This window comes from Fulvivirga sp. M361 (assembly GCF_007097395.1).
Classification (GTDB): Bacteria; Bacteroidota; Bacteroidia; order Cytophagales; family Cyclobacteriaceae; genus Fulvivirga.
Genome location: NZ_VKDC01000007.1, coordinates 249,523 through 275,559 on the forward strand (window position 1 = coordinate 249,523; position 26,037 = coordinate 275,559).

Genomic DNA, 26,037 nt, shown 5'->3' on the forward strand with positions numbered 1-26,037 from the left:
ACTGGTATTAGTCTCAAACTCGTTGTTATTGTATTTTGGAATAGTACGTCCTCTGGTAAAGAATGCAAAACAACCCAAAAGTTGAATTTATAGAAAGGGTAATTTATAGCGTTGGTCTTTTTACTTCTCTCTCAATCGCTCGGGTTTCCGAGTGACAACTATAAAATAGGCCTCCGGCCGGGATGGATTATGAATACGAAAAATTCATGGAAGGGCTGGTAGAGATATCGGTTTTTGTAAGTGTACAGAAAGCTAATTGTTTTTAAGCCTTTCCTATTTTTATTAAGTCGGCTTGTTTCTTACTAGTCCGCATTTATACTAGACCTGTTACCGTTGATCAGACATTGAATCAGGCTCGTTTGAGCTAAATTTCAGAAAATGAAAAGAAACCGAGATACATCAAACACCAAAAAACAAAGACAGCAACATCACAACCACAAACCCGGTCAAGGCCAAAAGAGAGGTCATGACCGTCCAGCTATGGAAAGTTTCTTTTTCCGTAATTCCCAGGTATTTGCTTACGAGCCAGAATCCACTATCATTGACATGGGAAGCCATGGACGCTCCGGAGGCAATGGCAATAACCAGCAACGCTTTGGACAATTCAGAAACTTCACCTGTCAACGTAGGGGCCACAAGACCGGCGGCAGTGATCATGGCTACGGTAGACGAGCCCTGTAAAACCCTTACCAATACTGCAGCCAGGAAAGCAAAAAATAGAATCCCCATGCCGGCATCCGCAAAATAGGTGGCCATCATTTCACCGGCGCCGGTATTGATCATCATCTGTTTGAATACTCCACCTGCGCCTGTCAGAAGAATGATGATCCCTGCTGGGGCCATGGATTTCGTCGTAATGTCCAGCATTTGTGATGCGGAAAAGCCTTTTTTGAGCCCCAAAAAATACCATGCCAGCAGGTTGGCAATTACCAGGGCCACAAAAGGGTGACCGATCATTTGTAACCATTTTTGAGCAATGTAATACATAGACTTTTCATCGGTTAAAAAACCGGATAAAACGGTATTCGCAACGATCAGAACAATGGGAACGGCAATGATGATAGATATTAATCCCACAGGAGGAGGGGAGAGGGGCGATGGTGAATTATCTTCAAAATAAGGGGCATGCACCTTTATTTTCTTGCCAATGTATTTCCCGAAAACCGGTCCACATAAGATCGCTGTCGGTATACCTGCTATAAAGCCGAAAACGATTACCCACCCCAGGTCTGCTTTAAGAATGTCGGCTACTGCCACAGGGCCTGGTGTAGGAGGGATAAAGGCGTGAGTAATGGCCAGGCCGGCCAATAAGGGAATGGCGTATAAGATGAGAGATTTTCCGGTCTTGCGTTGTAGTGCGTAGACCAAGGGGATCAAAATGATAAAAGCCACATCAAAGAAAACAGGGATGGCCACCAAAAAGCCTGTAAGCATAAGCGCCCAGGAGGCTCTTTTTTCTCCGAACTTTTCCAATAAATAGTTGGCCAGTGACCCGGCACCCCCGGAGTGCTCCAGAATGGCCCCGAAGGTTGATCCCAATCCTACCACCACAGCTACAAAGCCCAATGTATTGGCCATCCCCTCCTGGATAGTGCTGATGATGTCCAGGGGGTCCATTCCGGCGATGATACCAACGGCTATGCTGGAGATCAGCAATGAAATAAAGGCCTGGAGCTTAAATTGCAGTACAAGTAAAAGCAAAAGGCAGATCCCCAGGATTACAGCGGCCAATAGAGAAAGATCGATCATCGGAGCTATAGGGTTATTGGTCAATGACTGATTTTATACCTTTACGCAGGATGTTGGCAAATATCGAAAATAAAGTCAGGATCTTTTTCACGAGAGTATATTCAGTTCTGCCCGTATTTTATCTGCCATTTCCTGTGGAAATAGACGAATATCTACTTTTATAGCGTAGTCCGGAATTTCCAGATCATGAAACTGTGATTTCAACAGATCCGCTTTCATAAAATGGTCTTTCCGGTTTTCCAGTCGGCTTCTGATGAGTTCATACGTTCCGTCCAGGTAGACCCAGTGTACATGGTCTACCTGTGACGATAACTGTTGCCGGTATTTTTCTTTCAAAGCCGAGCATGCCAGGATGGCTCCCGTAGACTTGCTACAGGTTATCAATTTATCATTAAGTATCTCCAGCCAGTTTTGGCGATCATGGTCATTCAGCGGGTGCCCGCTTTTCATTTTGATGATATTTGCTTTCGGGTGGAAATCATCTGCATCATAGAATGGGAGGTTAACCTGTTTTGACAATAATTGACCTATTAAGGTTTTTCCACTGCCGCTTACTCCCATAATGATGATGACCTGTTTCAAAAGCGAATGGTTTTAGTTTTCCTTCAAAGAAAAAGAATTTTGAAGTCCTGAAGATGAGTTAGGGCCTACCCATACACGAAACAATCCGGGTTCCGCCCTTTTTTCAAGTTGGTGGTTCATAAATTCAAGGTCTTTTGAGGATAAGCGGAAGGATACTTTTTTAGTTTCCCCTTGATCCAGCGAGATTTTCCTGAACCGCTTGAGTTCACGAACGGGGCGTGTTATGCTGCCTACCACGTCCTGGACATAGAGCTGGACTACTTCCTCACCATTTCGGGTACCGGTATTGGTGACGGAGACGGTGACCGTTAGTGCTTCATTCATTGCCAGTTCTTTATGGGATAACGAAAGCTTTGAATAAGCATAATCCGAATACCCCAAACCATATCCAAATGGGAAATGAGGAGAGAAGCCTGCGTCCAGGTAATGGGAATTGTTGCCCAGAGAGCTTTGCCAGGCCCCTACGGGGATCTCATCGATGTGAACGAACGATGTGCTATCCGCAGGTCTTCCGGTGTTTTTGTGATTGTAAAAAATGGGGCACTGACCCGCCGTTTTAGGCCAGCTTACCGGTAGTCTTCCTCCCGGCTCACTTTTGCCATAGATCATATCGTATAAAGCCGGCCCTCCCATACTTCCCGGATGCCAGCACATAAGTACCGCATCCACTTTATCGATAATACGTGAGATCGCGATCGGCCTTCCTGCCATGATCACTAAAATAATGGGTTTGCCCAACAGGGCTAATTTTTCAATGAGTGACTCTTGTGCACCCGGCAAGCCGATATCCGCCCGGCTATGGGCTTCTCCGGATAGAATGGCTTCCTCACCACCTACAAAAAGGATTACATCCGACTTTTGGGCCAGTCTCAAAGCCTCATCAAACCCTTCTTTGGAACGGTCCCTGCTGAACGTTAGCCCGGGAGAGAAAAGCACTTCAGGACTTTGCTCGTTAAAGGCTTTGAACGGAGTGATTGATTGGTCTGCTTCACCGTCAAATGTCCAGGTACCCAACTGTTCTCTGGGTGCATTGGCCAAAGGGCCGATTAGAGCAATTTTCGTCCCCTTTTTTAAAGGAAGCAATTGCTCATTTTTTAGCAGTACACTGCTTTTGATCGCAGCTTCTTTTGCCTTTTGCAGGTGATCAGGAAGGTAAAACCTTTTTTCGGTGTCTTTATCCCTGTAAGGACGTTCAAACAAGCCCATGCGGAACTTGACCTTCAAAATATTTTTTACATAAAAGTCAATTTGATCCTCGGAGAGGCTTCCTTCTTCAATCAGACTTTCAATATGATCTTCATAGGCTTTGCTGGTCATTTCCATATCCAAACCGGCATTTGCAGCCAGTTCGGCCGCATGTTTTTCATCCCGGGCAAAACCATGGTCGATCATTTCGGTAACGGAATTCCAGTCACTCACTACAAAACCGTCGAAATGGAGTTCCCCCCTGAGCAGGCCTGTCAGTAAGAATTTGTTACCTGAAGCCGGTAATCCGTTTATTTCATTAAAAGAGGACATTACGGTAGGCGCTCCTGCTTTAATGGCAGCTGTGAAAGGAGGAACATAAAGATTTCTAAGCAGTGGTTCATGAATGATAGCCGTATTATAATCTCTGCCCCCAATGGCGGCACCATATCCTATCAGGTGCTTAGCACAAGTCACCATAGAAGTAGGGTCTTTCAAGCTGTTTCCATGGAATCCCTCTACGTATCCTTTTGCCAGTAAAGATGCCAGGTAAGGATCTTCACCCGGAGATTCAGCGATTCTTCCCCAGCGACTGTCCCGGGCAATGTCAAGCATAGGAGCGAACGTCCATCGTATCCCGACGGAAGAAGCTTCTATGGCTGAAATTCGCCCACACGCCCTGGCTACTTCAGGGTCCCAGGAGGCGGCGATACCCAGCGGGATGGGAAAAATGGTCCTGAAACCATGGATGACGTCCCTGGCAAAGATCAAAGGAATGCCATGCGGGCTTTCTTCTGTGGCCAGACGTTGAAGTTCATCCACATAATCGGTATTCATGACATTGAGAAAAGCCCCGACCTTTCCCTCTCTCACAGCTTGCTTCAGTTCCTCAGGAAGGGTGCCTTTAACGCGGCTGGAAGTACCACGAAGAGCAGTCTGCCCGATTTTTTCCCGGAGTGACATGATGGCTACTATGGAATCAATACGAGCGTCGAAGGACATTTGTGCAAATCCACAGAAGCTGTTTACGAGCAGAAACCCGGTTATTAAGACATGTAAGCGCTGCATTTCCCGTTTAATTTGAGGGTAGAAGTAAGAACATATAGCGTGTTTTACTGATTAGGTGATCTGAGACCATTGTAAATGTAATCATTGGAAGCAGCCGTACTGACTTTATCAGCGTGATTGATACATTTTTCCAGCTAATTAGGAAGATTACCCATGCCCGGTCAGGAAATATAATAATGTGTAATGAGCTAAAAGTAGCTTATGGATATTCCAAAGCTTTTTCATCAGGAAAGCTTTGCAAACAGAAATGGCAATGTTTCTACTAAGGGAAACAATAATCCACTCAATTCATTAACTTCCTGGAAGATTGCCGAACGATGAGTTTGGTCTTTAATACTTTGGTCTCCGGCTCAATGATATCTTCCTCTTTTGCTTCGATCTCTTTGATCAGGAGCCTGGCAGCTTCCTGGCCCATTTCAAAACCGGGCTGATCAATGGTGGTCATGGTAGGTTCGGTAAGAGCGGTAAAGCGCCAGTTGCTAAAACCTACTATACCAAATTCTCCGGGTAACTTCAGGCCATGTTCACGTGCTGCCAGCATGGCGCCGAGCGCAGAAGTGTCATTACTGGCAAAGACTGCGTCAGGAGGTTCGCTCATCCCGAGTAGTTTGGTGGTAAGCGCCCTTGAAGGCCGTTCATCATCCGCCAGGTTTTCATAAACTACGTAGTCGGGATTAAACTTCAGGCCGTGGTCTTCCAGCGCCGTTCTGTAACCTTTCAAACGTTCATCACTTATTTTAAGGTTTTTGGCTCCTGCTAAATGGGCTATTCGTGTGAAACCCTGGTCAATCAGATGTTGCGTAGCTTCATAGGCCGCCGCATGGTCATCTACCACCACCTTACTCGTATTTAACGCATCACAGACCCGGTCGAAAAATACCATAGGGACGCCACGATCATAAACTGACTCAAAATGATCGTATTTGGAAGTTTCTTTGGACATAGAAATGATAATACCGTCTACACGGTTGTTGAATAGCGCTTTAACATCTTTGACTTCCTTTTCATAGGATTCATTGGACTGTGCTACGATCACGCTGTAACCTGCGCTGTATGCGATATCTTCAATACCACTGATGACCGTCGAAAAGAACCAATGTACAATCTGTGGGATGATCACACCAATCGTGTTGCTCTTACTATGACGAAGGCTAAGGGCAATACTGTTAGGTTGATAGTTAAGTTCATCCGCTAAATCAGTAACTGCTTTTTTTGTTTCGGGACTAATGTCCGGGTGGTCCTTCAACGCTCTGGACACGGTGGAAGGGGAGATACCCAACGCGCGTGCAATATCCTTGATAGTGACTTGACTACTTCTCATGGCTAAGGTTGAGTAATTTAGGTGTCAACAAATATATACTGTCTGAGTCAATTATTACCATTTGGAGGCGACAATATGAGGAGGATCATGTTATAAAAAGCCCTCTTTTTTCGAGGAAAAAATGCTACGTTATCCGCAAACGTTTGCGGTTCCGATTTCGTGATTATTTTGCATAAAACGCTAGTTTTTATGCCATTATCGTAGTTAAATTCGATGTGTAATTCAACCTTATTTCAGAATTTTATGAAGAAAAATTTACTAGTCCTTTGGGTCCTGGGATTTCTATTCCCCTGTTCAATATTCGCCCAGACAACTGTGCGGGGAACAGTGACCGACGCTTCGGATGGAGCACCTCTTCCGGGGGTCAACATCCTGGTAAAAGGTACCTCTACAGGTACGGTAACAGATTTCAGTGGCAATTTTTCACTGACTGTAAACGAGAGTGATGTCCTTGTTTTCTCTTTTGTGGGATATAAACCGCAGGAATTAACAGTGGGTACTCAATCTAATCTAACTATTTCAATGGATCTTGACATAGCCCAACTCACGGAAGTTGTAGTAGTGGGCTACGGTGTACAAACAAAAAGGGAAGTGACCGGCTCTATTTCCAAAGTAGACGGACAGGAGCTAATGAGTACTTCAGTACCTAGTTTTGAGGCCGCCTTGCAAGGAAAAGCAGCAGGCGTTCAGGTAATTCAGGGTAGTGGTACGGCAGGCGCCGGCTCGATGATCAGGGTAAGGGGTATTGCTTCCCTGAGTGCCGGTGGTGATCCGTTGTATGTGGTAGATGGTATTCCCATCACACAGGATTACTTCCTTAATGATAACAGAGGGGCTTTCAACAACAACCCTTTAGCGACCATTAACCCCAATGACATTGAATCCGTAGAGATCTTAAAAGATGCCTCTGCAGCCGCTATTTATGGTTCTCGCGGTGCGAACGGGGTTATCCTGATCACCACTAAACGTGGTAAAAGTGGTAAACCAACCTTCAACTTCAGTACTAAATTTGGTATATCTCAACCTACCCGAGAGGTGGACTTACTGTCCTCTGAAGAATGGTTGCAACTCAGACAAGAGGCCTGGGAGAACGATGGTAACGTAGGACTGGCCGAATTACCGGGACAAGTTACCTGGGAGCAAGCCAGGCAAACAGATACCGATTGGATTGACCTTACCACACAGACGGGGATCAGACAGGAATATAATATTAGTATGTCTCAAGGGAATGAAAAACTGTCTACTTATATAGGCTTTTCTTACAGTGATAATGAGAGTTTCCTTGTTGGTAATAGTTATGAAAGGCTTAGCGGTAGGGTTAACCTGGATTATAATTTTACCGACAAACTTAAAGCATCCGTTACCACATCCTTGAGTCAGGGGGTTAATAACCGGGTAAGTGGTGCCTGGGATGGTGGATTAGGCGCTGCAATGTCAGATGCTTTGGTCATTTACCCGGTAAGAAACGACGATGGCTCTTTCTTTACAGGAGGTAATAATCCTTTGAGAAAGCAGGAGCTGAATGAGTGGAGAACACGTGAAAACCGAGTGCTGTCTACGTTGAAATTCAATTACGCACCCATTGACAAACTCCAGATCAACGTTTCCGGTAGTCTTGATTATATGGATATTCTGGATGATCAATTTGAACCACAGGAAATCACCAATACAGAAAACATCGCCAAGCGCTACCCGACCTGGGTAACCAATTATACGCTTTCAGCAACGGCAGCCTACGATCTCAACGTAGATCAGAATCATAGCTTTAAATTCTTGGTAGGCGGAGAATACCAGGAATCACTTACTGAAAAGTGGAATAAAATAGAAGCATTCGGTGTGGATGGCCCGTTGTTTGATGATCCGGCCATTCCGGACAGGTTTGATGACAATGATAATCCTTTACCCAATCCGGTCTATGAAACAGCGCCGGATGAGATATGGTCTTTCTTAAGTTATTTCACAAGAGTAAACTACAATTACAAAGACAAGCTATTTGTAAAGGCATCTGCTCGTGTGGATGGTTCCTCGAGGTTTGGTAGCAATAACCGTTATGGTTTCTTCCCAAGCCTGGGAGCAGGTTATGTTTTATCTGAAGAAAGCTGGTTTCCTAAAACTACAGCGATCAATTTCTTGAAGTTAAAAGCAAGTTGGGGGATTACCGGTAATGCGGACATTCCTAACTACCAGCGATGGGGTACCTTCCAGCGGAGAGAAGGAGATGACGGGAACCGTTACAATCAACAGCCTATCATCTTTCCTGTCAGACTGGAAAACCCGGACTTGAAATGGGAAGTTCAACGTACGTATGACATAGCGGTTGAGATAGGATTCCTGAATGATCGTATCACTGCGGAGGTGGCATACTTTGACAAGAACTCCAGTGACGTGCTGATAGATAGATTGGTACAAGCTTCTACAGGTTTTGAAAGGTACTTTGAGAACATCGCCGAGATCAGTAATAAAGGCTTTGAGATCGGCATCAAATCGAGAAATATTGATGGTGTGTTCGGATGGACTACGGAGATCAATGCTTCTCATCTTAAGAACGAGGTATTGGATATTGGAGCTACACCTCCTGATGCCATTGCCGGTTCCGGTGATACCCGGGTGGTGGAAGGATTACCTGTTGGAGTGAACTTCCTGAACAGGTTCGCCAGGGTAGATCCTGAGAACGGGCTCCCGATTTTCCTGGATAAAGAAGGAAATGAAACATATGAGTTTAACCTGGATGATAGAGTGCCCGTAGGAAATGTGGTTCCGGACTGGACAGGCGGTATTACCAATACATTCAATTATAAAAACTTTGATTTAAGCATTCTTTTCACCTTCACGTTAGGAGGAAATATTTATGACGATTCCGGCAAGCGGCAGCTGGGTGTAGTGTCAGATTGGAATATGAGGAGCGAGATCGCCGATAGGTGGAGACAGCCAGGGGATGTGGCCAAATTCCCAAGATTAACAATGGAGGCGAACAACTATGGTGGATTGGCTAGTTTCTGGAATTTGAATACCACCCAATTCCTTTATGACGGTACATTTGGAAGGATAAGAAATGTAACTTTGGGATACAATTTACCGGATGAATTCGTAAGTAAAATGAAACTCAGAAATGCCCGGGTCTATTTCAATGCTACCAACCTGCTCACTTTCACAAAATTCCCGGGGGCCGATCCGGAAATTGTGCGTGATCATGAAGGGCCCCAGGGTAGAAACCTAAGCCCTAATGTGACTTATCTTACTGCACCGCAAGAGCGTGCTTTCACGTTGGGTGTGAACATTGGCTTTTAAATCTAAAATGGTAGAAAAGATGAAATTATTAAAATATACGTGCTTTATCATCATGGGTACTTTGATGGCTTGTGATGATCTGTTGGAGCTTGAGCCGAAAGGCGAGATCATCGCTGAAGAAGCGTTGCAAACTCCGCAAGATATGCAGGAACTTCTCAATGCGGCTTACGATGCATTACGAGGAGAAGGAGGTGATTTTTTAGGAGGCCGGGTTCAGGCGATCTCGGAAGTGATGGCAGATAATATAGACGGAAGTCAAAATAATCTCAATGATGCAGATTTTAGAGCCTACTATGATAGGTCCAGTTCTTTTTTTACAGGGTATACCCAGAACATGTTTGATGAACCCCATTTTGTCATTTACAGGTCGAACGTGTTATTACAAAACCTGGACATCCTGGAAGGATCTAACGATGCAAACCGTATTGAAGGAGAGGCTAAGTTACTACGAGCCTTTTGTTACTTTGAGCTCATAAGGCTGTTTGCACATCCTTATGGTTTTACACCTGAAAATACCCATTTGGGAGTTGTACTACGTACTGAACCTTCTCCCGAAGCGAGAGACCGGGATACTGTGGCAGAGGTCTATGCGCAAATTGTGCAGGACCTGGAAGATGCTACTACATTACTTCCTGATGAGAACGGTGTGTATGCGGATTCCTGGGCGGCAAAGGCCATATTATCGAAGGTTTATTTCCATATGCACAACTTTCAGCGTGCGTTTGACCTGGCCAATGATGTGATAGAGAACGGGCCTTACGCCTTTAATACCAGCGCAGATGAATTTACGGAAAGATTTTCTCCGGGAGGATCAGATGAAGCTATTTTCTTTATGATAAGTAATGTCAATGATCATAGGGGAACGCAGTTTACAACGCATTTCAGATCAGATGGAGATAACCCACCCACCTTAAGAATTTCCGAAGAACTGCATGCCCTGGCGACTTCCAACCCAAGTGATTTGCGTGCTCAATGGTATGATGTGTCTGATGAAGGTGCTCAAAATCAGGCCATTTCAATTACTAAATTTGATGGGGTTAACTTCTTCAATGTCCCATTATTACACGTGACTGAAGTGAAGTTCATTAGAGCAGAAGCAGGTGCCGAATTGAACCAGCCCGCGACATTAGCCACCGCTATTGGTGATGTTAACGATATCAGGGTAAGAGCCGGGCTAACCCCTTTGCCTGGTAGCACAAGTCAGACGACTCTACTCAGTACGCTCCGAACAGAAAAGAGATTGGAGTTGGTGGCTGAAGGTCAAAGATTTCACGATTTACGAAGAAGGGGAGTGAACGGTGAGTCTACGTTAAAAATACGTGGAGCTAACTGGGACTGCCCGGGTATGGCGATCCAGTTTCCGGACATAGAGATAGCCGGCGCTGGCGGAACAGATGTTTTTACTCCGAATCAGGAAGGTGGATGTTAAATAAATGATAATGAAAATAATTAAAATATATATACCGTTCGTTTACCTGATGTTAGCATTGAGTGTGCTGTTATCAGGTTGCATAGATGATTCGCCTGAAATAGGCGAGCCTTTCAATCGTACCAGCGAAATTGCAGGTACATGGACATTGACAAAGGTGATGCAAAATGATGAAGATGCCATCAGTAAAGGGTTTCCTGCTTTTGTTCAAAGTTTAGAGGTGACCCAGCTGTTTCCATTCGAAGAACTTGTACTAAGTCTCGGGTTTGATGATCAGGGTAACCCATCGAATTTTCAGGTCAATCCCGGAGATGCGCCTAATATCGTAGATGCGTTGGAAGGGACATGGACATTAGATGACATGGATGCACCTAGTGAACTCCAATTTGAAAACGGAAATACGCTCAATATAGAAACGTATTTGGGACTTGGAGATGGGATATTAAATCTTAAGCTGACCAGATATCAAGTGAATAGTAAAAATGAAAAAATACCTTTTTTGAGTTACCAGTATGAATTTATTAAGCAATAAAGGATTATGAAAAATATTATTTTACTTATACTAATGATTTTGCCTTCTATGATCGTGAAGGCTCAATCCGTGACTGCTAGTCCGGCCGTATTTACTGCTGTGGATGAGGTGACATTGACTGTGGATGTTTCAGGATCCAGCCTGGAAGGGTATGCGGACAGGGTGTGGATATGGACCTGGCTTCCGGGAGGGTGTCCGGGAGAGGCAAACCCTGATTGTGATGCACCTACCAATATTAACCCTGCCGGAGGAGAGGATACTGAAGGTGCTTTAATGACAAGGGATGAGACAAACCCTAATATTTATAGAATAACAATGACTCCCGTCGATTTTTATGGAAGGACTCCTGCAGAAATAAAGGAATTAGGAATTAAACTAAAGAGCTCAGATTGGTCGGATGGAATTGATTCTGGTGAAAACCTTTTTATAGATGTTCAGCCTTTGGTATTCATTCCGAGTCAAAATCGAAATTTTCCAGTCAAATTCACTACCGCTGATATTGTTACCTTGTATTTTGATCAGTCTTTAGCTGAGAATTCAGCAATGAAAGAATTGGAAGAGATCTATGCCTATATCTTTGTAGAAGGTACTAAAGCGGATGGTAGTGCTTTTAGTGATGTTAAAAAGGCAGAATGGGGAGATGTCTCTACCACACCTGAACTTCAGTTAACGGACAGAGGCAATGGTATATTCTCTCTTTCATTTATTCCCGAAGACTTTTTTCCGATAGAGGAAGGAGATCAGATAACAAAGATCAACTATATCTTTCGCAGTGCTGATGGGAATACTCAGACGGCTACATTCGATGCATTTCCATTGTTAATAGATTAACTACGAAGACATGAAAAAAATTAGTTATATATTTTTGGCCCTTGGTCTTTTAGCCTGTGATCAGGAAGATTTTCCAAGCACTACGGGCTTGGAAAGTCTAAGAGACTTCAATTTGAATCCCATTGAAGGGTCAACCGTAAATTTAAGTTCTATCAATCGGGATGGAGAAATAGTGGTCGAGTGGGGAGAGGCCAGGAGTGGCCTTAATTCAGATGTAATATACACCTGGATGCTGGATGAAGCAGATGGTGACTTTTCCGATCCTATTTTGTCCTTCAAATCAGATCAGGAGGGATTATCCAATTCCATTACCTTTACTAACCAGGCGTTAGATGATCTGCTTATAGATTTAGGATTAAGCATTGGAGAACAGCTAGAAGGTCAATGGACGGTTTCTGCTACTAATGGTGATATTACAACGGTGGCTGACCCCGCTGTTATTACCATAAGAAGGTTCATAAACGAAATAGCGCCATTTAATCTTGCTACACCGGCCGATAACCAATATGCAGGATTATTTGACAGCGATCCTGACAGTGAAGTTGTAATACAATGGGACAGTACATTTGCAGGGTTCGGTACAGATGTTACTTATCAATGGGTAGCAGATACTGCTGGCGGCGACTTCTCGGAACCACTGGTGACATTAGATGCTGAGCAAAGTGGTACAGAAAATGAGTTGACCATCACTCACCAGGCATTACTTGACCTGTTAGCAGATCTGAATGTGCCGATGGGTACTTTTGTGACATTGGACTGGAAAGTTATTGCGGCTACTGAGGATATCACCAAAATATCTGAGGATGTGTTTTCTATTTCATTAGTAAAACCTGTGGGGCCTTCGAAATTCATGGTGGGAGCAGCCACCCCGGCAGGATGGGGTTGGGACAATCCAATAGAAATGTTTCAGGTCCAAGAGAATACATGGGTTTCTTTCCTAAATTTTTCTAATGACGCGTTCCGGTTTTTTGCCGTCAGAGGAGATTGGGATTCGGGCAGCAATTACCCATTTTATGAAGGTGAAGGGTTTACCATTGATGCAGCCTTCGAAGATGCTAATGACGATAGTAACAATTTTAGATTTATAGGAGAGATCGGTGCATACAAAATAACACTTGATGAAAATAATAAGGCTATCACATTAGATTAATATAATACTTCATTTGAAAGAGGGTCTATAAAAGGCCCTCTTCTCTTTTTATGAAAGCAATATTTAGCTATCTTCTCTCACTGGTTTGTGCAATGTCAATAGCACAAACGGTTACGACTGACCCTTCCTTTGCCCTTGCCGATCAACCATTGACCATTACCGTTGATGTAACTGGCACTAGTTCTTTGGAAGATGAGACCAACGTCTGGATCTGGGCATGGTTACCTGAGCTGGAACCTGATTTTGATGCTCCCACGAATGTGAACCCCGCCACATCGGCCCAGGATCTGGCTAAATTTACTTCTACCGGGCAGGCCAATGAATACAGTATAACGTTTACGCCTACCACCTTTTTTAATAAACCTGCGGATGAGATCACGCGTATTGGTTTTCTCGTAAAGGCAGTTACGTTTGATGATGGGAAAACCATTGATTTATTTATTGACATAAATAAAGGGGATATAGCTGTTAAATTTACCCGACCGGACGCTCCGTTTCTTTTCGCGGATCCATCAGGCACCATTAGCGTTACAGCGGATGCGTCGATACCTGCAGACCTTACTTTGTTTGTTGACGGGGAATCAGTACAGAGCGTGAGCGAGGCCAGTCAGCTGACGTTTGATTTTGTAGCCGCATCCAGTGGCTCTGTTCCGGTCAGAATTGAGGCGGATAACGGGGGGAGTATGGTTTCTGATGAATTTACGTACGTAGTACGGGCAAACCCTACAGGTACAAGGCCGGCAGGGATCATTCAGGGGATCAATTATGACGCAGATGCTACTAAAGCTACTTTTTGCCTGTTTGCTCCGGGTAAAAATTCCGTGTACCTGTTAGCAGATTTTAATCAATGGACGGTTTCAGAGAACTATCAACTCGCAAAGGACGGTGATTATTTCTGGCTTACGGTCAACGGCCTTACTCCCGGGAAAGAATATGCTTTTCAATACCTTGTAGATGAAACATTACAGGTAGGAGATCCCTATGCGGATAAGATCCTGGACCCTGCTGAAGATGGGGCTATAGACGAGATAACCTATCCCAACCCCACACCTTATCCTGATAATGAGGTAGTCGAAGGGTGGGTGTCTGTGATGCAGACGGATCAACCGTCGTATCCCTGGATCGTAAATGATTTTGTGCCTCCCGCCAGGGAAGACCTGGTGATCTATGAATTACTTGTTCGTGACTTTGACGTGGCCCATAATTACCAGGCAGTTATTGACCGGCTGGATTACCTGGAAGACCTTGGAGTAAATGCCATACAGCTTATGCCCATCATGGAGTTTAATGGTAACCTGAGCTGGGGTTATAATCCTGCTTACTTTTTTGCTCCTGATAAATATTACGGTACGAAAGATGCGCTGAAAGGATTTATCGATGCCTGTCATGCACGCGGTATGGCAGTAATACTGGATATGGTACTGAACCATACCCACGAAAGAAATCCATTGGCAGCGCTTTACTGGGATGAAGCGAACAAAAGACCGGCAGCAGACAGTCCCTGGCTTAATCAGCAAGCTACCCATCCTTTTAATGTGTTTTTTGATTTCAACCATGAATCGCTCAATACACAGCATTATGTGGACACCGTAAACCACTACTGGCTGGAAGAATACCGTTTCGATGGATATCGTTTTGACCTGAGTAAAGGATTTACGCAAACCTTTACCGGAGACAATTTAGGTGCCTGGAATGCCTATGACCAATCACGTGTGGACATTCTGACCCGCATGGTGGATAAGATATGGTCGCATCACCCGGAGGCATATGTGATCTTTGAGCACCTTTCAGACAACCAGGAGGAAAAGGTATTGGCGGATTATGGGATCATGCTTTGGGGGAATATGAATGAAAATTTTAATCAGCTGACCATGGGGTACGAAGAAAGCTCCAATATAGATTGGGCCTATTATGCTACCCGTGGCTGGAATGACCCTAACCTGATCTCATACATGGAAAGTCATGATGAGGAAAGGCTGGTATACCGGAATCTGACGTTAGGGAACACTACCCGGGGAGGACATAACACGACCAATTTAGACATAGCGCTGGAGCGTGTTAAGGCTGCTTCTGCTGTTTATTATGCTATTCCCGGACCTCGCATGCTTTGGCAGTTTGGAGAGCTGGGATATGACATCAGTATCAATCAAAATGGTCGTACGGGTAATAAGCCGATACCCTGGCAAACAGCTGCTGACGGTCTTAGCTATGACACTGATGAAGACCGTGTTCGGTTGAATAAGGTGACGGCAGAAATTATCCGTTTGAAAACATCTTACAGCGTATTCAGCTCGCTGGATTTTACCCTTGATGAAAGTCAGTCACTTGTGAAAAAGATCGTGCTTAAAAATGACCCTTTTGTTGAGAGTCCGTTAACTCCGGATGATATGAATGTGGTCATTGTGGCCAATTTTAATGTAACCACTACGCCAACAGACCTGACCTTTCCACATACCGGAAACTGGTACCATTATTTTGCAGGAGGGGAGCTATTGGAGGTTTCGGAAGCTACGATAAATCTGAATTTGCAGCCTGGTGAGTTCAGAATATACACAGATGTGGCATTGGAAGAAACCGAGGCTGAATTGATCGGTTACGTTACACCTTTGGCGCCGGAGCTTTTAAGCTTAACGGAAATACAGGCAAAAGGTGTGCAATTGCAATGGTTGGACAATTCAGCAGTAGAAGTCAATTATAAAGTTTTACGCTCTGATAATGGTGGCGCATTTGAAGAGATCGCTACCCTGCCATCCAATACAACAAGTTATTTGGACGAAGAGGCAGTATCACTACAAGAATATGCCTACAAGGTAGTGTCTTCTAACAGTATCGATGCTGCTGAATCCAACGTCCTGACCATTACCACCACAAATGTAATTACCTCATTGGTCATAGAGCAGGTACCAGGCTTTTCAATATACCCTAACCCCACCCAGGACAGGCTGACCATTGATGGAGGTGCCGTAGTTTATGATTTGAGCATTACAGACCTTTCCGGTAAAGTAATACACACTGAAGGCAGCATAAGCGGGCTCTATCAGACATCTGTACAGCATTTGAACAAGGGTATGTATTTAATTGTAATACATAGTAAACAAGGTATAAATGTGGGGCGGGTAGTGAAAAAATAACCAGACAATGAGTGTTAAGCGGTGCTTCTAAAATGTAACACCCTTTGAAAAAATAGCTGATCTGAGGATAGATTAGCCAAAACCAAGCTACTTCCAGGTGATAAGAAGGCGGGCTAACTACTAGTGTTGAGCCCGCCTTTTACCAATCATTACCTGGTCCCACCTTCCGGAAGTCCTTTTGTAAAGCACAGGAGATATCAATGTTATTTGTGATGCTCACAATGACTATCGGGATTTCAGGCTGATAGACAGAATAATTTGTTCATTATCAGTTAATCTTATACTATTTTTAGTAGATTAAGTAGGGTGGGATGTACGTCATCGGACTTTGTAGGAATACGTATTGCCTCCCCATCAAGAACTAAAAATAGCACTATGAAAAACCGTAAAATCCTGTTAAGTGAAAATGAAATTCCTGACAAATGGTATAACATCCTTGCCGATATGCCGAATAAGCCATTGCCGCCGCTCCATCCCGGTACCAAAGAGCCTATTGGCCCTGATGCACTGGCGCCTCTCTTTCCAGAAGCGCTCATAAAACAGGAAGTGACCACGGATAAATGGATTGAAATACCTGATGAAGTGCGTGATGTGTACACCTTGTGGAGGCCCACGCCATTGTACAGGGCATTTGGATTAGAGAAGGCATTAGATACACCAGCCAAGATTTATTACAAATACGAAGGTGCAAGCCCCTCAGGGTCTCATAAGCCCAATACGGCCGTTGCACAGGCGTATTACAATAAACAGGAAGGTGTAAAAAGGATCACTACGGAAACAGGAGCGGGCCAATGGGGGAGTGCGTTGAGTTTTGCTTGTAACTTATTCGATATTGAATGTGAAGTTTATATGGTAAGGATCTCTTATGATCAAAAACCTTACAGAAAGATAATGATGAATACCTGGGGGGCCAAAGTGATGGCTTCACCTTCTGACAGGACAGAGGCGGGGAGGAAGATATTAGCGGAAACCCCCGATTCTACCGGTTCATTAGGTATTGCCATATCAGAGGCCATAGAGCGTGCAGCTACCCGTGATGATACCAAATATGCTTTAGGCAGTGTATTAAATCATGTAAAACTCCATCAAACGATCATTGGGCAAGAGGCTGTTGTTCAAATGCAGAAAGCGGATGCTATGCCTGATATTGTCATTGCGCCCTTTGGAGGTGGATCTAACTTTGCCGGGCTGGCCTTTCCGTTTTTAAGATATAACCTGGAAGAAGGAAAAAGTATCCGGTGCATTGCCAGTGAGCCGTCCTCCTGCCCCAAACTTACCCGAGGTGTATTTAAGTACGACTTTGGAGATAATGTAGGTATGACGCCACTATTGCCCATGTATACATTGGGACATAATTTTGTTCCGGCTCCCATTCATGCCGGTGGACTGAGATATCATGGAGCTGGTGTGATCGTAAGTCAGCTGCTTCGAGACAGGCTGATAGAAGCCACGGCACATGATAACCTGGAAGTATTTGAAGCTGGAGTTCTTTTTGCAAGGACAGAGGGTATCATTCCTGCTCCGGAAGCCACTCACGGTATTGCTACCGCTATTAAAGAAGCAGAGCGATGTAAGGAAGAAGGTGTTTCCAAAACGATCCTTTTCAATATGTGTGGGCACGGAAATTTTGATATGAAAGCCTATGAAGATTATTTTGCCGGTAATATTGTTAAGCATGAACTAACACAAAGCGATGTAGATAAGCTTATTGCTGAAATTGATACGCCTGATATATAATAGTGGCGTAAATCCTATGTTATTAGAATGATCAAATATGAATACAGTCAATATCTTAGAAAAATTCGAGAAGTTCAATGAAACATGGACCCCGAAAATAATTGGAGAACTCAACGGTCAATATGTAAAACTTGCCAAGATCGAAAATGAATTTGTCTGGCACAGTCATGAGGATGAAGATGAGCTTTTTATGGTATTCAAAGGTACATTACACATGCACTTTAGAGATAAAACAGAAGTAGTAAAGAAGGGAGAGCTGATTGTTGTACCCCGGGGAGTAGAGCATAATCCACGCACAGAAGGGGGGGAAGAAGTGTGGGTTTTGCTCTTTGAACCTAAAGCTACTAAACATACGGGTGTGATAGAACATGAACGTACGGTGAAGGATCAAAATTGGATATGAATTTCACCTTATCGACCCGTAATGGTTTGTAGTCCATATAAAAGGGTCCTCAAAACGTCTTCGAGAACTTAAAACCCAATGATAAAGAAGTAGAAATCATCAATATGGCATTGATCAGTAAAAAGAAAAACATTTATCCTGTAAGTCAACGGCTAAGGCAATACTTAAAGCGGCAACAGCGAGAGGTGAAGCTGCCCATCCAATACAGGGACCTGTTACGGTATGAGAATTCCATTGCTTTGCTGGATAAGAAACAAAATGATACGCTTTGGGAAACCGTTTTTTACGCTCAGCATGAAATGGAATATATCCATTATAGTTTAAAGAAGGTCTATGCCATGTTAAAGGCAGACGGTGACCTTTCTGTAATGGAACATCTCTATGTAGACCGTATCGATCTGTGTGTGTATGGAAATACGCAACCCTTTCGAGTGAGAGTAGTGAATCGGATCAATGACAATTTTGATTATTTTTACTTGAAGAAGGCAGATGCCTCGAGAGTTTATGGCCTGGAGTTGGAGCACTGGCTGTCGCCTAATCGCATTAGTTACTTAGTGGATAACGATACGCTCATCGAGCAGCATATTATAGGTGTTCCAGGTGATCAATTCATTCGTCAGTACCTTGAGGATGTGAACCTTAATAAAATACGACTGTCAAAGGAGTTTGTCAAATTTAATGAACGTTGTTTTATCCGGTTATTAGGTGATATGCATGCCAATAACTTTGTGGTCAACATTACTCCTGACTTTGATGATGTAGACTATAGGATACGGGCCATTGACTTTGACCAGCAGTCTTATGAAGGCCGAAAATCCATTTATTTACCTCAATATTTCAAGGAAAATAATCCGTTAATACAAATAGGGCTGGATTGCCTCACCATAGAAACAGTGAAGCAATATCAAAAAGAAGAGCGATCACTCATTGCCCGCAGGTATAAACTGGGTAAAAAATTCATCAAAGAATTGTTGAAAGCGATGTCTGAAGACGATATCTCCAAGCCGGAATATATTGCAACACTCCGTGCAGAACTTGCAAAACACTATAGTGATGATGGCTTTTTAATATGCGAAACTATGGGGGCATTGGTCCAAAAAAGCCTTAATAAAGTCCTTGAGCAGAAGCAGACGTATCATTTTCCGATATCGGACTGACTGAGACGTTATCCATATAACAAATATGAATTAGTCTGGTATTTTTCTTTAAGCGTTAACCCGTATTTTACAATATATAAGAGGACAGCATCTTAGTTATTCAATCGTGCATTGACAATCTTATAATTTTTCCGTATTTTATACTACGATTTATGTAATCAATGATGGGGTGAAATGTTTATCCTACCATAAAGTAGCATCACTTTGAAAAAAAAGTATGTTTAAACAGTTAATAAGTGTGTGCAAATTGGTGAATGTTTCATGATTACCTAACTTACTTAGAAAAGTACTATTTTGGTGAATTTTGTGATTTAACTGTGGTAGTGTGCTCATCAAACACGACTACCATGAATAAGTTCGCTTAAATACTGGTTAAGTATCTCATTTTTAATTATTTTCATCTAAAGAAAATGATAAAGGTAGTGTTAATTTTTGCGGAAAATATTTCTTTAGATCATTAGCATGTCGTATTTTCGGTTTTCTTTTGGATGATCTTAGGATAGGGTTGTAGGTAAAGTTTATTTGTTCAGAAGAATTGAGTTTTTGCCTTAATTTATGTATTTATAACAGGTTACGTGGAGTGCCTGTTCTTAATCTATGAGAGTATTAATAGCCCCTAATAATTTTAAAGAATCTATCTCAGCCAATGACGCGGCCGACGCCATTAAGCAGGGTCTTTTAGCAGCGAACCCTTCGATAAATACAAATTGCCTGCCTTTATCAGACGGAGGAGAGGGTTTTGTCAAGGCCCTGGTAGCAGCCACAGGAGGATCCATAATAGACGTCCGGGTAAGTGATCCTTTGGGTAGACAAATTGACACCTATTATGGTGTGATACATCAAAAAACAGCTGTTATTGAAATGGCACTGGCTTCTGGTTTGGAACTGATCCGGGAGCAGGAACGTGATCCCTGGATGACTACTACTTACGGCACAGGTGAACTTATAAAAGATGCTATAGATCGAGGGTATAAAAATATTATTATTGGGTTGGGAGGGAGTGCGACAAATGATGCCGGCATGGGTATGATCCAGGCTTTAGGAGGTGTTTTTTATGATAAAGATGCCAGAGTGCTTGGACAGGGCGCTAAATTCCTGGACCAGGTAAAAGATGCTGATATCATAAAATTTAGAAGAAAGACCAAGCGTGTACGTTTTATTGCAGCATGTGATGTTACTAACCCCTTAATTGGTCAGCGCGGGGCTACTTATGTTTATGGTCCACAAAAAGGAGCTGGCCCTGAGGCCCTGGAACGTTTGGAAAATGGCGTGGTAAGGTACAGTGAACATGTCAATGCCATGATGAGCCTTGATTATACGAGGTATCCGGGTGCTGGTGCAGCAGGAGGATTAGGATACGCCTTACTGACATTCATGCGTGCCAGACTTATACCAGGGTTTGACCTGGTAGCTGACTATACAGATCTCAAAATGAAAATTCAACAGGCTGATCTTATCATCACCGGGGAGGGCAAAATAGATGCTCAGACGATGGAGGGTAAAACCATCGCTCGACTTACCCGCCTTGCCAAAAAGCATAAGAAGCCCATCGTAGCACTGGCTGGAAGAGTAGATGATGATATTGATCTTAATGGCAAAGGTATTGAAAGGCTTTTAACCATTACGGATCGTGCCAAGAATGAACAAGATGCGCTGCAGAACGCTGGCTATCATTTAAAACTGCTGGCCCAGGAGATAGGGGAGAGTCTTTTCAAAATTTCCGATAGCAGATAGTGAGCTCTAAACGCAACTAAAAGCTTACAGCCCTTTCTTGAAGCAATGTTTTAATTCAATAAAATGAAGTCTTAAGAGAATGTGCCCTGGCTTAACAAAGAGGAGCTAGTAAAACTTTTTTCCAGGACTTTTTCAGCAAGATAGGATGACTTTTTAGGTTTTTAGCACGCTACTATTCAAAGTAAGTATTAGACTTTGTTCACTGTCAATATTCATCTGCAAGCACGTTAAACTGTAAAGCCAACGACATATCTGAAAAATCCAAGTTGCTTTTGAACCCGATAAAAATACCTTTGCGATTAACTGATATCAATTTTTGAATTGTTCAAGCCAGAGAAGGGCCTGATCTTTATTGGTAAACATTTTTGTCGGTTTGGCAGGTTTGTTGATTTGAATGAAGAAGTTGACAATCATCTTGAATACGCTCGACCTGACCAATATAGCATTAGCTGTAATTAATTCATTACCTTCTTTGGCGAAGTAATCTCGGGCCTCTTTAGTGATATTATGAGTTTTGGCAGAATCTACAAGGCAGGGATATTCATTGTTTTCACTAAATTCCAATCTTTCCGAGACACAAATCTTAGCCACGTTTAGGTCAATGACATCTACTTCTTTATAATAAAAGTGAAGTATTCCGTTTTCAACAAACATGGTAGTATATTCGTTTTCCCTGAATTTCATATAGTTATATGTCTTTTAGACTGAAACATTGTAAAATACTATAATGTTACTAATATTATTGATATTGATTTTAATTACAATCTACATAAACAAATTGGTATGGCAAAAATCAGACATAATAACATCATTGATACTGTTGATGAGGTGTTTACGTTAGCTAAGGAAACGGGCAGTCTGCATTTGTATGCAGATGACGAACCGTTGAACGGCCGCACACTTTCCATTCAGGGAAAAAGAGTTTTACATTTTGGCACCTGTGGTTATTTAGGGTTAGAGCACCATCCAAAAATTAAGGACGGCGCTATTAAAGCAATACAACGCTATGGGACGCAATTCCCAATGTCCAAGACCTATGTGTCCAATCCTTTGTATGAGGAGTTAGAAAGTTTGATAGAAGATATGTATCAGGCCCCCGTAGTTATTTCAAAAAACTGTACATTATCGCATTTAGCGACTATTCCAACAGTAATAAGAAATTCTGACCTGGTTATACTGGACCATCAGGTACATACCAGTGTTCAGGATGCGGTAAAAAAACTCTTGAGCAGAGGGGTGGTTGTGGAAATGATACGACATAGCAACCTGGAAATGTTGGAAGAAAGAGTGAAAAAGCAGCGTGGTAAGTTTGATAAGATCTGGTATATGGCTGATGGTGTGTACTCCATGTATGGTGATTTAGCCCCTGTGAAAGAGTTAATGGCCTTGTCAGATAAATACGATGAACTCTACCTGTACCTGGATGATGCGCATGGCATGAGTTGGGATGGAAAACATGGTACAGGGTATGTAATGGGGCAAATGGGGACTTTGCATCATAAGACGATATTGACCAGTACAATGGGGAAAGCCTTTGGTGCCTGTGGAGGACTTACACTTTTCCCCAATAAAGAGTGGCATCGTAAAGTGAAGACCTTTGGAGGACCGTTAACATTTTCAGTCCAAATGGAACCACCCATATTAGGTGCTGCCGTCGAATCAGCCAAAATACATTTGAGCCCAGAAATTGTTTCACTGCAAAATGAGCTTCAAAAGAAAATAAGCTATGCCAATTCACTGATCTCTAATACAGATCTTCCGATGATCTCCTCAAACGTTAGTCCGATATTCTATATTGGTACAGGTACAATGGCCATGGGAAACCTTTTGATCAAAGAACTGATAAAGGATGGTATATATATTAACCTGGCACCCTTTCCGGGCGTTCCTGCTAAAAATACCGGGACAAGAGTTACCGTATCCAACAGTAATACACTGGAAGATATTGAAATCATGGTAGATAAGCTTCAATATCATTTTGACGCATCACTGAGAGAGGTGAGGCTGACCCGTACCAAGATATGGGAAGCTTTTAAGATCGAGCCACCTAAAGAGACCAATAAAACCCCTGAACAGGCCAGTGAATTAACCTTAGATCGATGTGAAAGTATCCATGATGTAGATGAAAAAGTGTGGAATAACTTTTTAGGGCATCGGGGAATGTTCGACTGGCAAGGGTTGAGGTTTCTTGAAGAATCATTTTCCAATAACGAAAAAACTGAAAGCAACTGGTTGTTTCGGTATTACACCGTTAAGAACAAAGAAGGGGAAGTGATACTCATGACCTTTTTTGTGATTGCACTTTATAAAGAAGACATGTTCTCAGAAGTCTCCATATCAAAAACGATGGAGGAGAAAAGAAGAACAGACCCTTACTACTTTACTTCTAAAGCTATGGTCATGGGAAGTCTGTTCACGGAAGGGGACCATTTCTATATTAACAGGTCTTCAGTTCAATGGAAAGAGGCGTTTAGCTTGCTACTTGATGAGGTATATCACGAACAAAAGTTACACGATGTCAAGAACATTATTTTACGTGATTATATGGCACAGGATGAAGAAATACATCGGTTTATGTTAGAACAAAGCTTTGTTAAAGTAGATATGCCCGAATCTTGTGTTTTTGAAGATCTGAACTGGGTGGGGGAAGATGGTTTTGTGGATATAAGTTCTAAAAAAGGGAAAAGGCACTACAGACAGAAGATCAAGCAGTATGAAGAATACTATGACATACAGGTGAAAAAATCCTTGGAGAATGACGAACTTTCCCAGGCGATGAAGTTGTTTCAAAATGTAAAAAATAACAACTATGCCATCAACTCATTTGATTTTCCGGATAAACTGTTTCATACGATGAATGATGAATCCTGCTGGGAATTTTTAATGCTTTATCTCAGGACAGAAGAGAAAGAGGAGGCAAAACTGGTGGCCGTTGGCTTTTGCCATATCAACGTAGAACAGGTGTATAGCCCTATGCTTATCGGCATGGATTATGATTACGTCTTTGACTACGGTGTTTACAGGACAGCGCTATATCAAATGGTGAGAAGAGCTAATACACTTGGATGCAAAAGAGTTAATTTTGGGATATCAGCCTCTATTGAAAAGCAGCGGATCGGATGTGAACTGTATCCTAAAGTAGCCTATGTTCAGGCCAAAGACAATTATGAAGCGCAAATGATGCAAGCTACGATTGCTTTGCAGAATGATTGATACGCATTAAGTATCGTTTAAGGTGAACCAAAAGCAACTGCCTTTCCCTTTTTCAGATTCGAGCCAGATTTCACCCCCATAGTGCTCGATAATTTTTTTTACGATTGTAAGACCAATTCCAGTACTTTCTATTGTATCCCTTGGTACTAGTGTCTGAAATATTACAAAGATCTTTTCATAATGTACCGGGTCCACGCCTATACCGTTGTCCTTAATGTAAAAGTGGGTTTTATTTTCTCTCTCTACTATTCCAATATTTACCTCACCCTTTTCCTTGTCGTTATATTTGATGGCATTGGATATCAGGTTTTGGAAAACCTGTATCATATGTGTTTTGGCAACAGTTACAACAGGAAGCTTAGAATCTATGCTAAGGTTGATATGAGCCGGAATACTCAGCAGATCCACCACTTCATTTACCAGGTCATTCAGGTCTATGTCAAATGTAAGCTCTTTACTTAAACCTATTTTAGAATAGGCAAGTACACCTTCCAGGAAACTGTAGAGACGTCGCACACGCTTGGTAAGCATGGCCAGGTTGTTTTTGGACTCCGTGCTTAACACGGCTTCACTGTCTTCCAATATCCATTGAGCTAACATGGAAATACCACGAAGAGGTGCCTTCAGATCATGTGACGTAATGTAAGCAAATTGCTTAAGTTCTTTATTTGAATTCTCCAGGTGCGTTACCAGTTCTTTTTGTTTTGCCTCTGCCGCTTTTCTTTCTCGTATGTCGCGTGCAATGATCACTACACCTTCACGACTTTTCATAGGAGATAACTGGACTTCCAGGGGGATAAGGTTGCCTTCAATGTTCTCAACATTAAGTTCAACTTGATAAGACTCGTTGTTTTTTATGATATATTCTATACCTGCAAGTGTAAAATGCGTTTTAACCTCTTTTTCCGTGAGTTGGCAGCAAGGTAGTGCTGTTATGGTGTTACCTTCAACATCTTCGCCTAAAAGCACCTTGCCCGCTGCGTTGCAGGTTTCAATTATTCCTGTTTTATCTACCACGATCAGTATTTCACTCATACTGACGATAACATCATTCAAATAATGCTGCGATATCGTTTTTGCCTGTAATTCTTCGGCAAGCATTTTTAGACCTGTAGCCAACGCATCATATTCATCACCGGTACCCAGAATGGAAGCTTCTCTACCGAATTCCAGATCGGCCAATGCTAATATTACCTCAACAGCTTCGGTCATGCGTTCTTCCGAATACACTTTTGCTGATTCAAAATCGGATAATTGTTTCTTCGCAGTCCCTAGTTCTTGAGTAAGGCTTTTGTTTTTGGATATTAACCGATTATTAGCGATGCGAGCGTCCTGCAGCTGTTTATTCAGGGATTTGAGGGTATCCAGTATCTCCTTTTCAGATCCATAAGACTCGTCCGAAGCTCCTGACTTTTCCAGCCCGGACAAATAATGCTGGATCATTTTCACTCCTTTATCTGATATTAAAGACATGCAACCAAGGGGTCAATTTATTTAATTTATCGCCTCTATTGATCAATGGATATT

General features: G+C 42.8%; 17 protein-coding genes. 11 read left to right on the forward strand and 6 right to left on the reverse strand.

The features are described from left to right. Nucleotides 1-399 precede the first annotated feature (399 nt). From FNH22_RS10310 to FNH22_RS10325, 4 genes are all read right to left on the reverse strand, one after another. Nucleotides 400-1,749, reverse strand: a complete 1,350-nt coding sequence (locus FNH22_RS10310) for a GntP family permease (RefSeq protein ID WP_143398278.1) — start codon at nt 1,747-1,749, stop codon at nt 400-402. An 87-nt stretch (nt 1,750-1,836) separates the two neighbouring features. Then, nucleotides 1,837-2,331: a gluconokinase gene (locus tag FNH22_RS10315; protein WP_255518024.1), complete on the reverse strand. Its 495-nt coding sequence runs from the start codon at nt 2,329-2,331 to the stop codon at nt 1,837-1,839. Nucleotides 2,332-2,343: 12 nt separating this feature from the next. Beyond that, nucleotides 2,344-4,584 carry a glycoside hydrolase family 3 N-terminal domain-containing protein gene (locus tag FNH22_RS10320; protein ID WP_185154166.1) on the reverse strand — a complete coding sequence of 747 codons (2,241 nt, stop codon included), beginning with the start codon at nt 4,582-4,584 and terminating at the stop codon, nt 2,344-2,346. 283 nt (nt 4,585-4,867) lie between these two features. Next, entirely contained in the window at nt 4,868-5,905 is a 1,038-nt protein-coding gene (locus FNH22_RS10325; RefSeq protein WP_143398279.1) for a LacI family DNA-binding transcriptional regulator, read from the reverse strand. 243 nt (nt 5,906-6,148) lie between these two features. Between FNH22_RS10325 and FNH22_RS10330 the strand changes: the two genes are divergently transcribed. From FNH22_RS10330 to FNH22_RS10375, 10 genes are all read left to right on the forward strand, one after another. Further along, the gene (locus tag FNH22_RS10330; RefSeq protein WP_185154167.1) at nt 6,149-9,193 is read left to right on the forward strand and encodes a TonB-dependent receptor; all 3,045 of its coding nucleotides are present in this window, start codon (nt 6,149-6,151) and stop codon (nt 9,191-9,193) included. 19 nt (nt 9,194-9,212) lie between these two features. Continuing rightward, a complete protein-coding gene (locus FNH22_RS10335; protein ID WP_185154168.1) occupies nt 9,213-10,622 on the forward strand; it encodes a RagB/SusD family nutrient uptake outer membrane protein in 1,410 nt (469 codons plus the stop codon). 10 nt (nt 10,623-10,632) lie between these two features. Beyond that, entirely contained in the window at nt 10,633-11,154 is a 522-nt protein-coding gene (locus tag FNH22_RS10340; RefSeq protein ID WP_185154169.1) for a DUF5004 domain-containing protein, read from the forward strand. Nucleotides 11,155-11,160: 6 nt separating this feature from the next. Beyond that, a complete protein-coding gene (locus FNH22_RS10345) occupies nt 11,161-11,985 on the forward strand; it encodes a hypothetical protein (protein WP_143398283.1) in 825 nt (274 codons plus the stop codon). A 10-nt stretch (nt 11,986-11,995) separates the two neighbouring features. Next, nucleotides 11,996-13,135 (forward strand): SusE domain-containing protein, encoded by a 1,140-nt coding sequence (locus FNH22_RS10350; RefSeq protein ID WP_143398284.1) that lies wholly within the window; start codon nt 11,996-11,998, stop codon nt 13,133-13,135. Nucleotides 13,136-13,227: 92 nt separating this feature from the next. Then, the gene (locus tag FNH22_RS10355; RefSeq protein WP_185154170.1) at nt 13,228-16,266 is read left to right on the forward strand and encodes an alpha-amylase family glycosyl hydrolase; all 3,039 of its coding nucleotides are present in this window, start codon (nt 13,228-13,230) and stop codon (nt 16,264-16,266) included. Nucleotides 16,267-16,641: 375 nt separating this feature from the next. Then, the gene (locus tag FNH22_RS10360; RefSeq protein ID WP_143398286.1) at nt 16,642-18,003 is read left to right on the forward strand and encodes a TrpB-like pyridoxal phosphate-dependent enzyme; all 1,362 of its coding nucleotides are present in this window, start codon (nt 16,642-16,644) and stop codon (nt 18,001-18,003) included. Nucleotides 18,004-18,040: 37 nt separating this feature from the next. Further along, nucleotides 18,041-18,406, forward strand: coding sequence for a cupin domain-containing protein (locus FNH22_RS10365; RefSeq protein WP_143398287.1), 366 nt, complete (start codon nt 18,041-18,043; stop codon nt 18,404-18,406). Nucleotides 18,407-18,510: 104 nt separating this feature from the next. Then, nucleotides 18,511-19,563, forward strand: coding sequence for a hypothetical protein (locus tag FNH22_RS10370; RefSeq protein ID WP_143398288.1), 1,053 nt, complete (start codon nt 18,511-18,513; stop codon nt 19,561-19,563). Nucleotides 19,564-20,160: 597 nt separating this feature from the next. Further along, on the forward strand, nt 20,161-21,297 hold the full coding sequence (locus FNH22_RS10375; RefSeq protein WP_143398289.1) for a glycerate kinase: 1,137 nt from the start codon (nt 20,161-20,163) through the stop codon (nt 21,295-21,297). 309 nt (nt 21,298-21,606) lie between these two features. Here the strand turns inward: FNH22_RS10375 and FNH22_RS10380 are convergent, their stop codons facing one another. Continuing rightward, nucleotides 21,607-21,981, reverse strand: coding sequence for a hypothetical protein (locus FNH22_RS10380; RefSeq protein ID WP_143398290.1), 375 nt, complete (start codon nt 21,979-21,981; stop codon nt 21,607-21,609). 99 nt (nt 21,982-22,080) lie between these two features. Between FNH22_RS10380 and FNH22_RS10385 the strand changes: the two genes are divergently transcribed. Further along, on the forward strand, nt 22,081-24,510 hold the full coding sequence (locus tag FNH22_RS10385; protein WP_143398291.1) for a bifunctional aminotransferase class I/II-fold pyridoxal phosphate-dependent enzyme/GNAT family N-acetyltransferase: 2,430 nt from the start codon (nt 22,081-22,083) through the stop codon (nt 24,508-24,510). A 6-nt stretch (nt 24,511-24,516) separates the two neighbouring features. Here the strand turns inward: FNH22_RS10385 and FNH22_RS10390 are convergent, their stop codons facing one another. Continuing rightward, a complete protein-coding gene (locus tag FNH22_RS10390) occupies nt 24,517-25,983 on the reverse strand; it encodes an ATP-binding protein (protein WP_143398292.1) in 1,467 nt (488 codons plus the stop codon). Nucleotides 25,984-26,037: the final 54 nt, after the last annotated feature.

Bases quoted from the DNA above. Each gene is read 5' to 3' on its own strand.
- FNH22_RS10365 (WP_143398287.1), top strand. From the start codon at position 18,041: ATGAATACAGTCAATATCTTAGAAAAATTCGAGAAGTTCAATGAAACA.
- FNH22_RS10345 (WP_143398283.1), top strand. From the start codon at position 11,161: ATGAAAAATATTATTTTACTTATACTAATGATTTTGCCTTCTATGATC.
- FNH22_RS10360 (WP_143398286.1), top strand. From the start codon at position 16,642: ATGAAAAACCGTAAAATCCTGTTAAGTGAAAATGAAATTCCTGACAAA.
- FNH22_RS10370 (WP_143398288.1), top strand. From the start codon at position 18,511: ATGGCATTGATCAGTAAAAAGAAAAACATTTATCCTGTAAGTCAACGG.
- FNH22_RS10350 (WP_143398284.1), top strand. From the start codon at position 11,996: ATGAAAAAAATTAGTTATATATTTTTGGCCCTTGGTCTTTTAGCCTGT.
- FNH22_RS10320 (WP_185154166.1), bottom strand. From the start codon at position 4,584: ATGCAGCGCTTACATGTCTTAATAACCGGGTTTCTGCTCGTAAACAGC.
- FNH22_RS10335 (WP_185154168.1), top strand. From the start codon at position 9,213: ATGAAATTATTAAAATATACGTGCTTTATCATCATGGGTACTTTGATG.
- FNH22_RS10330 (WP_185154167.1), top strand. From the start codon at position 6,149: ATGAAGAAAAATTTACTAGTCCTTTGGGTCCTGGGATTTCTATTCCCC.
- FNH22_RS10385 (WP_143398291.1), top strand. From the start codon at position 22,081: ATGGCAAAAATCAGACATAATAACATCATTGATACTGTTGATGAGGTG.
- FNH22_RS10340 (WP_185154169.1), top strand. From the start codon at position 10,633: ATGAAAATAATTAAAATATATATACCGTTCGTTTACCTGATGTTAGCA.
- FNH22_RS10390 (WP_143398292.1), bottom strand. From the start codon at position 25,983: ATGTCTTTAATATCAGATAAAGGAGTGAAAATGATCCAGCATTATTTG.
- FNH22_RS10325 (WP_143398279.1), bottom strand. From the start codon at position 5,905: ATGAGAAGTAGTCAAGTCACTATCAAGGATATTGCACGCGCGTTGGGT.
- FNH22_RS10380 (WP_143398290.1), bottom strand. From the start codon at position 21,981: ATGAAATTCAGGGAAAACGAATATACTACCATGTTTGTTGAAAACGGA.
- FNH22_RS10375 (WP_143398289.1), top strand. From the start codon at position 20,161: ATGAGAGTATTAATAGCCCCTAATAATTTTAAAGAATCTATCTCAGCC.
- FNH22_RS10355 (WP_185154170.1), top strand. From the start codon at position 13,228: ATGTCAATAGCACAAACGGTTACGACTGACCCTTCCTTTGCCCTTGCC.
- FNH22_RS10310 (WP_143398278.1), bottom strand. From the start codon at position 1,749: ATGATCGATCTTTCTCTATTGGCCGCTGTAATCCTGGGGATCTGCCTT.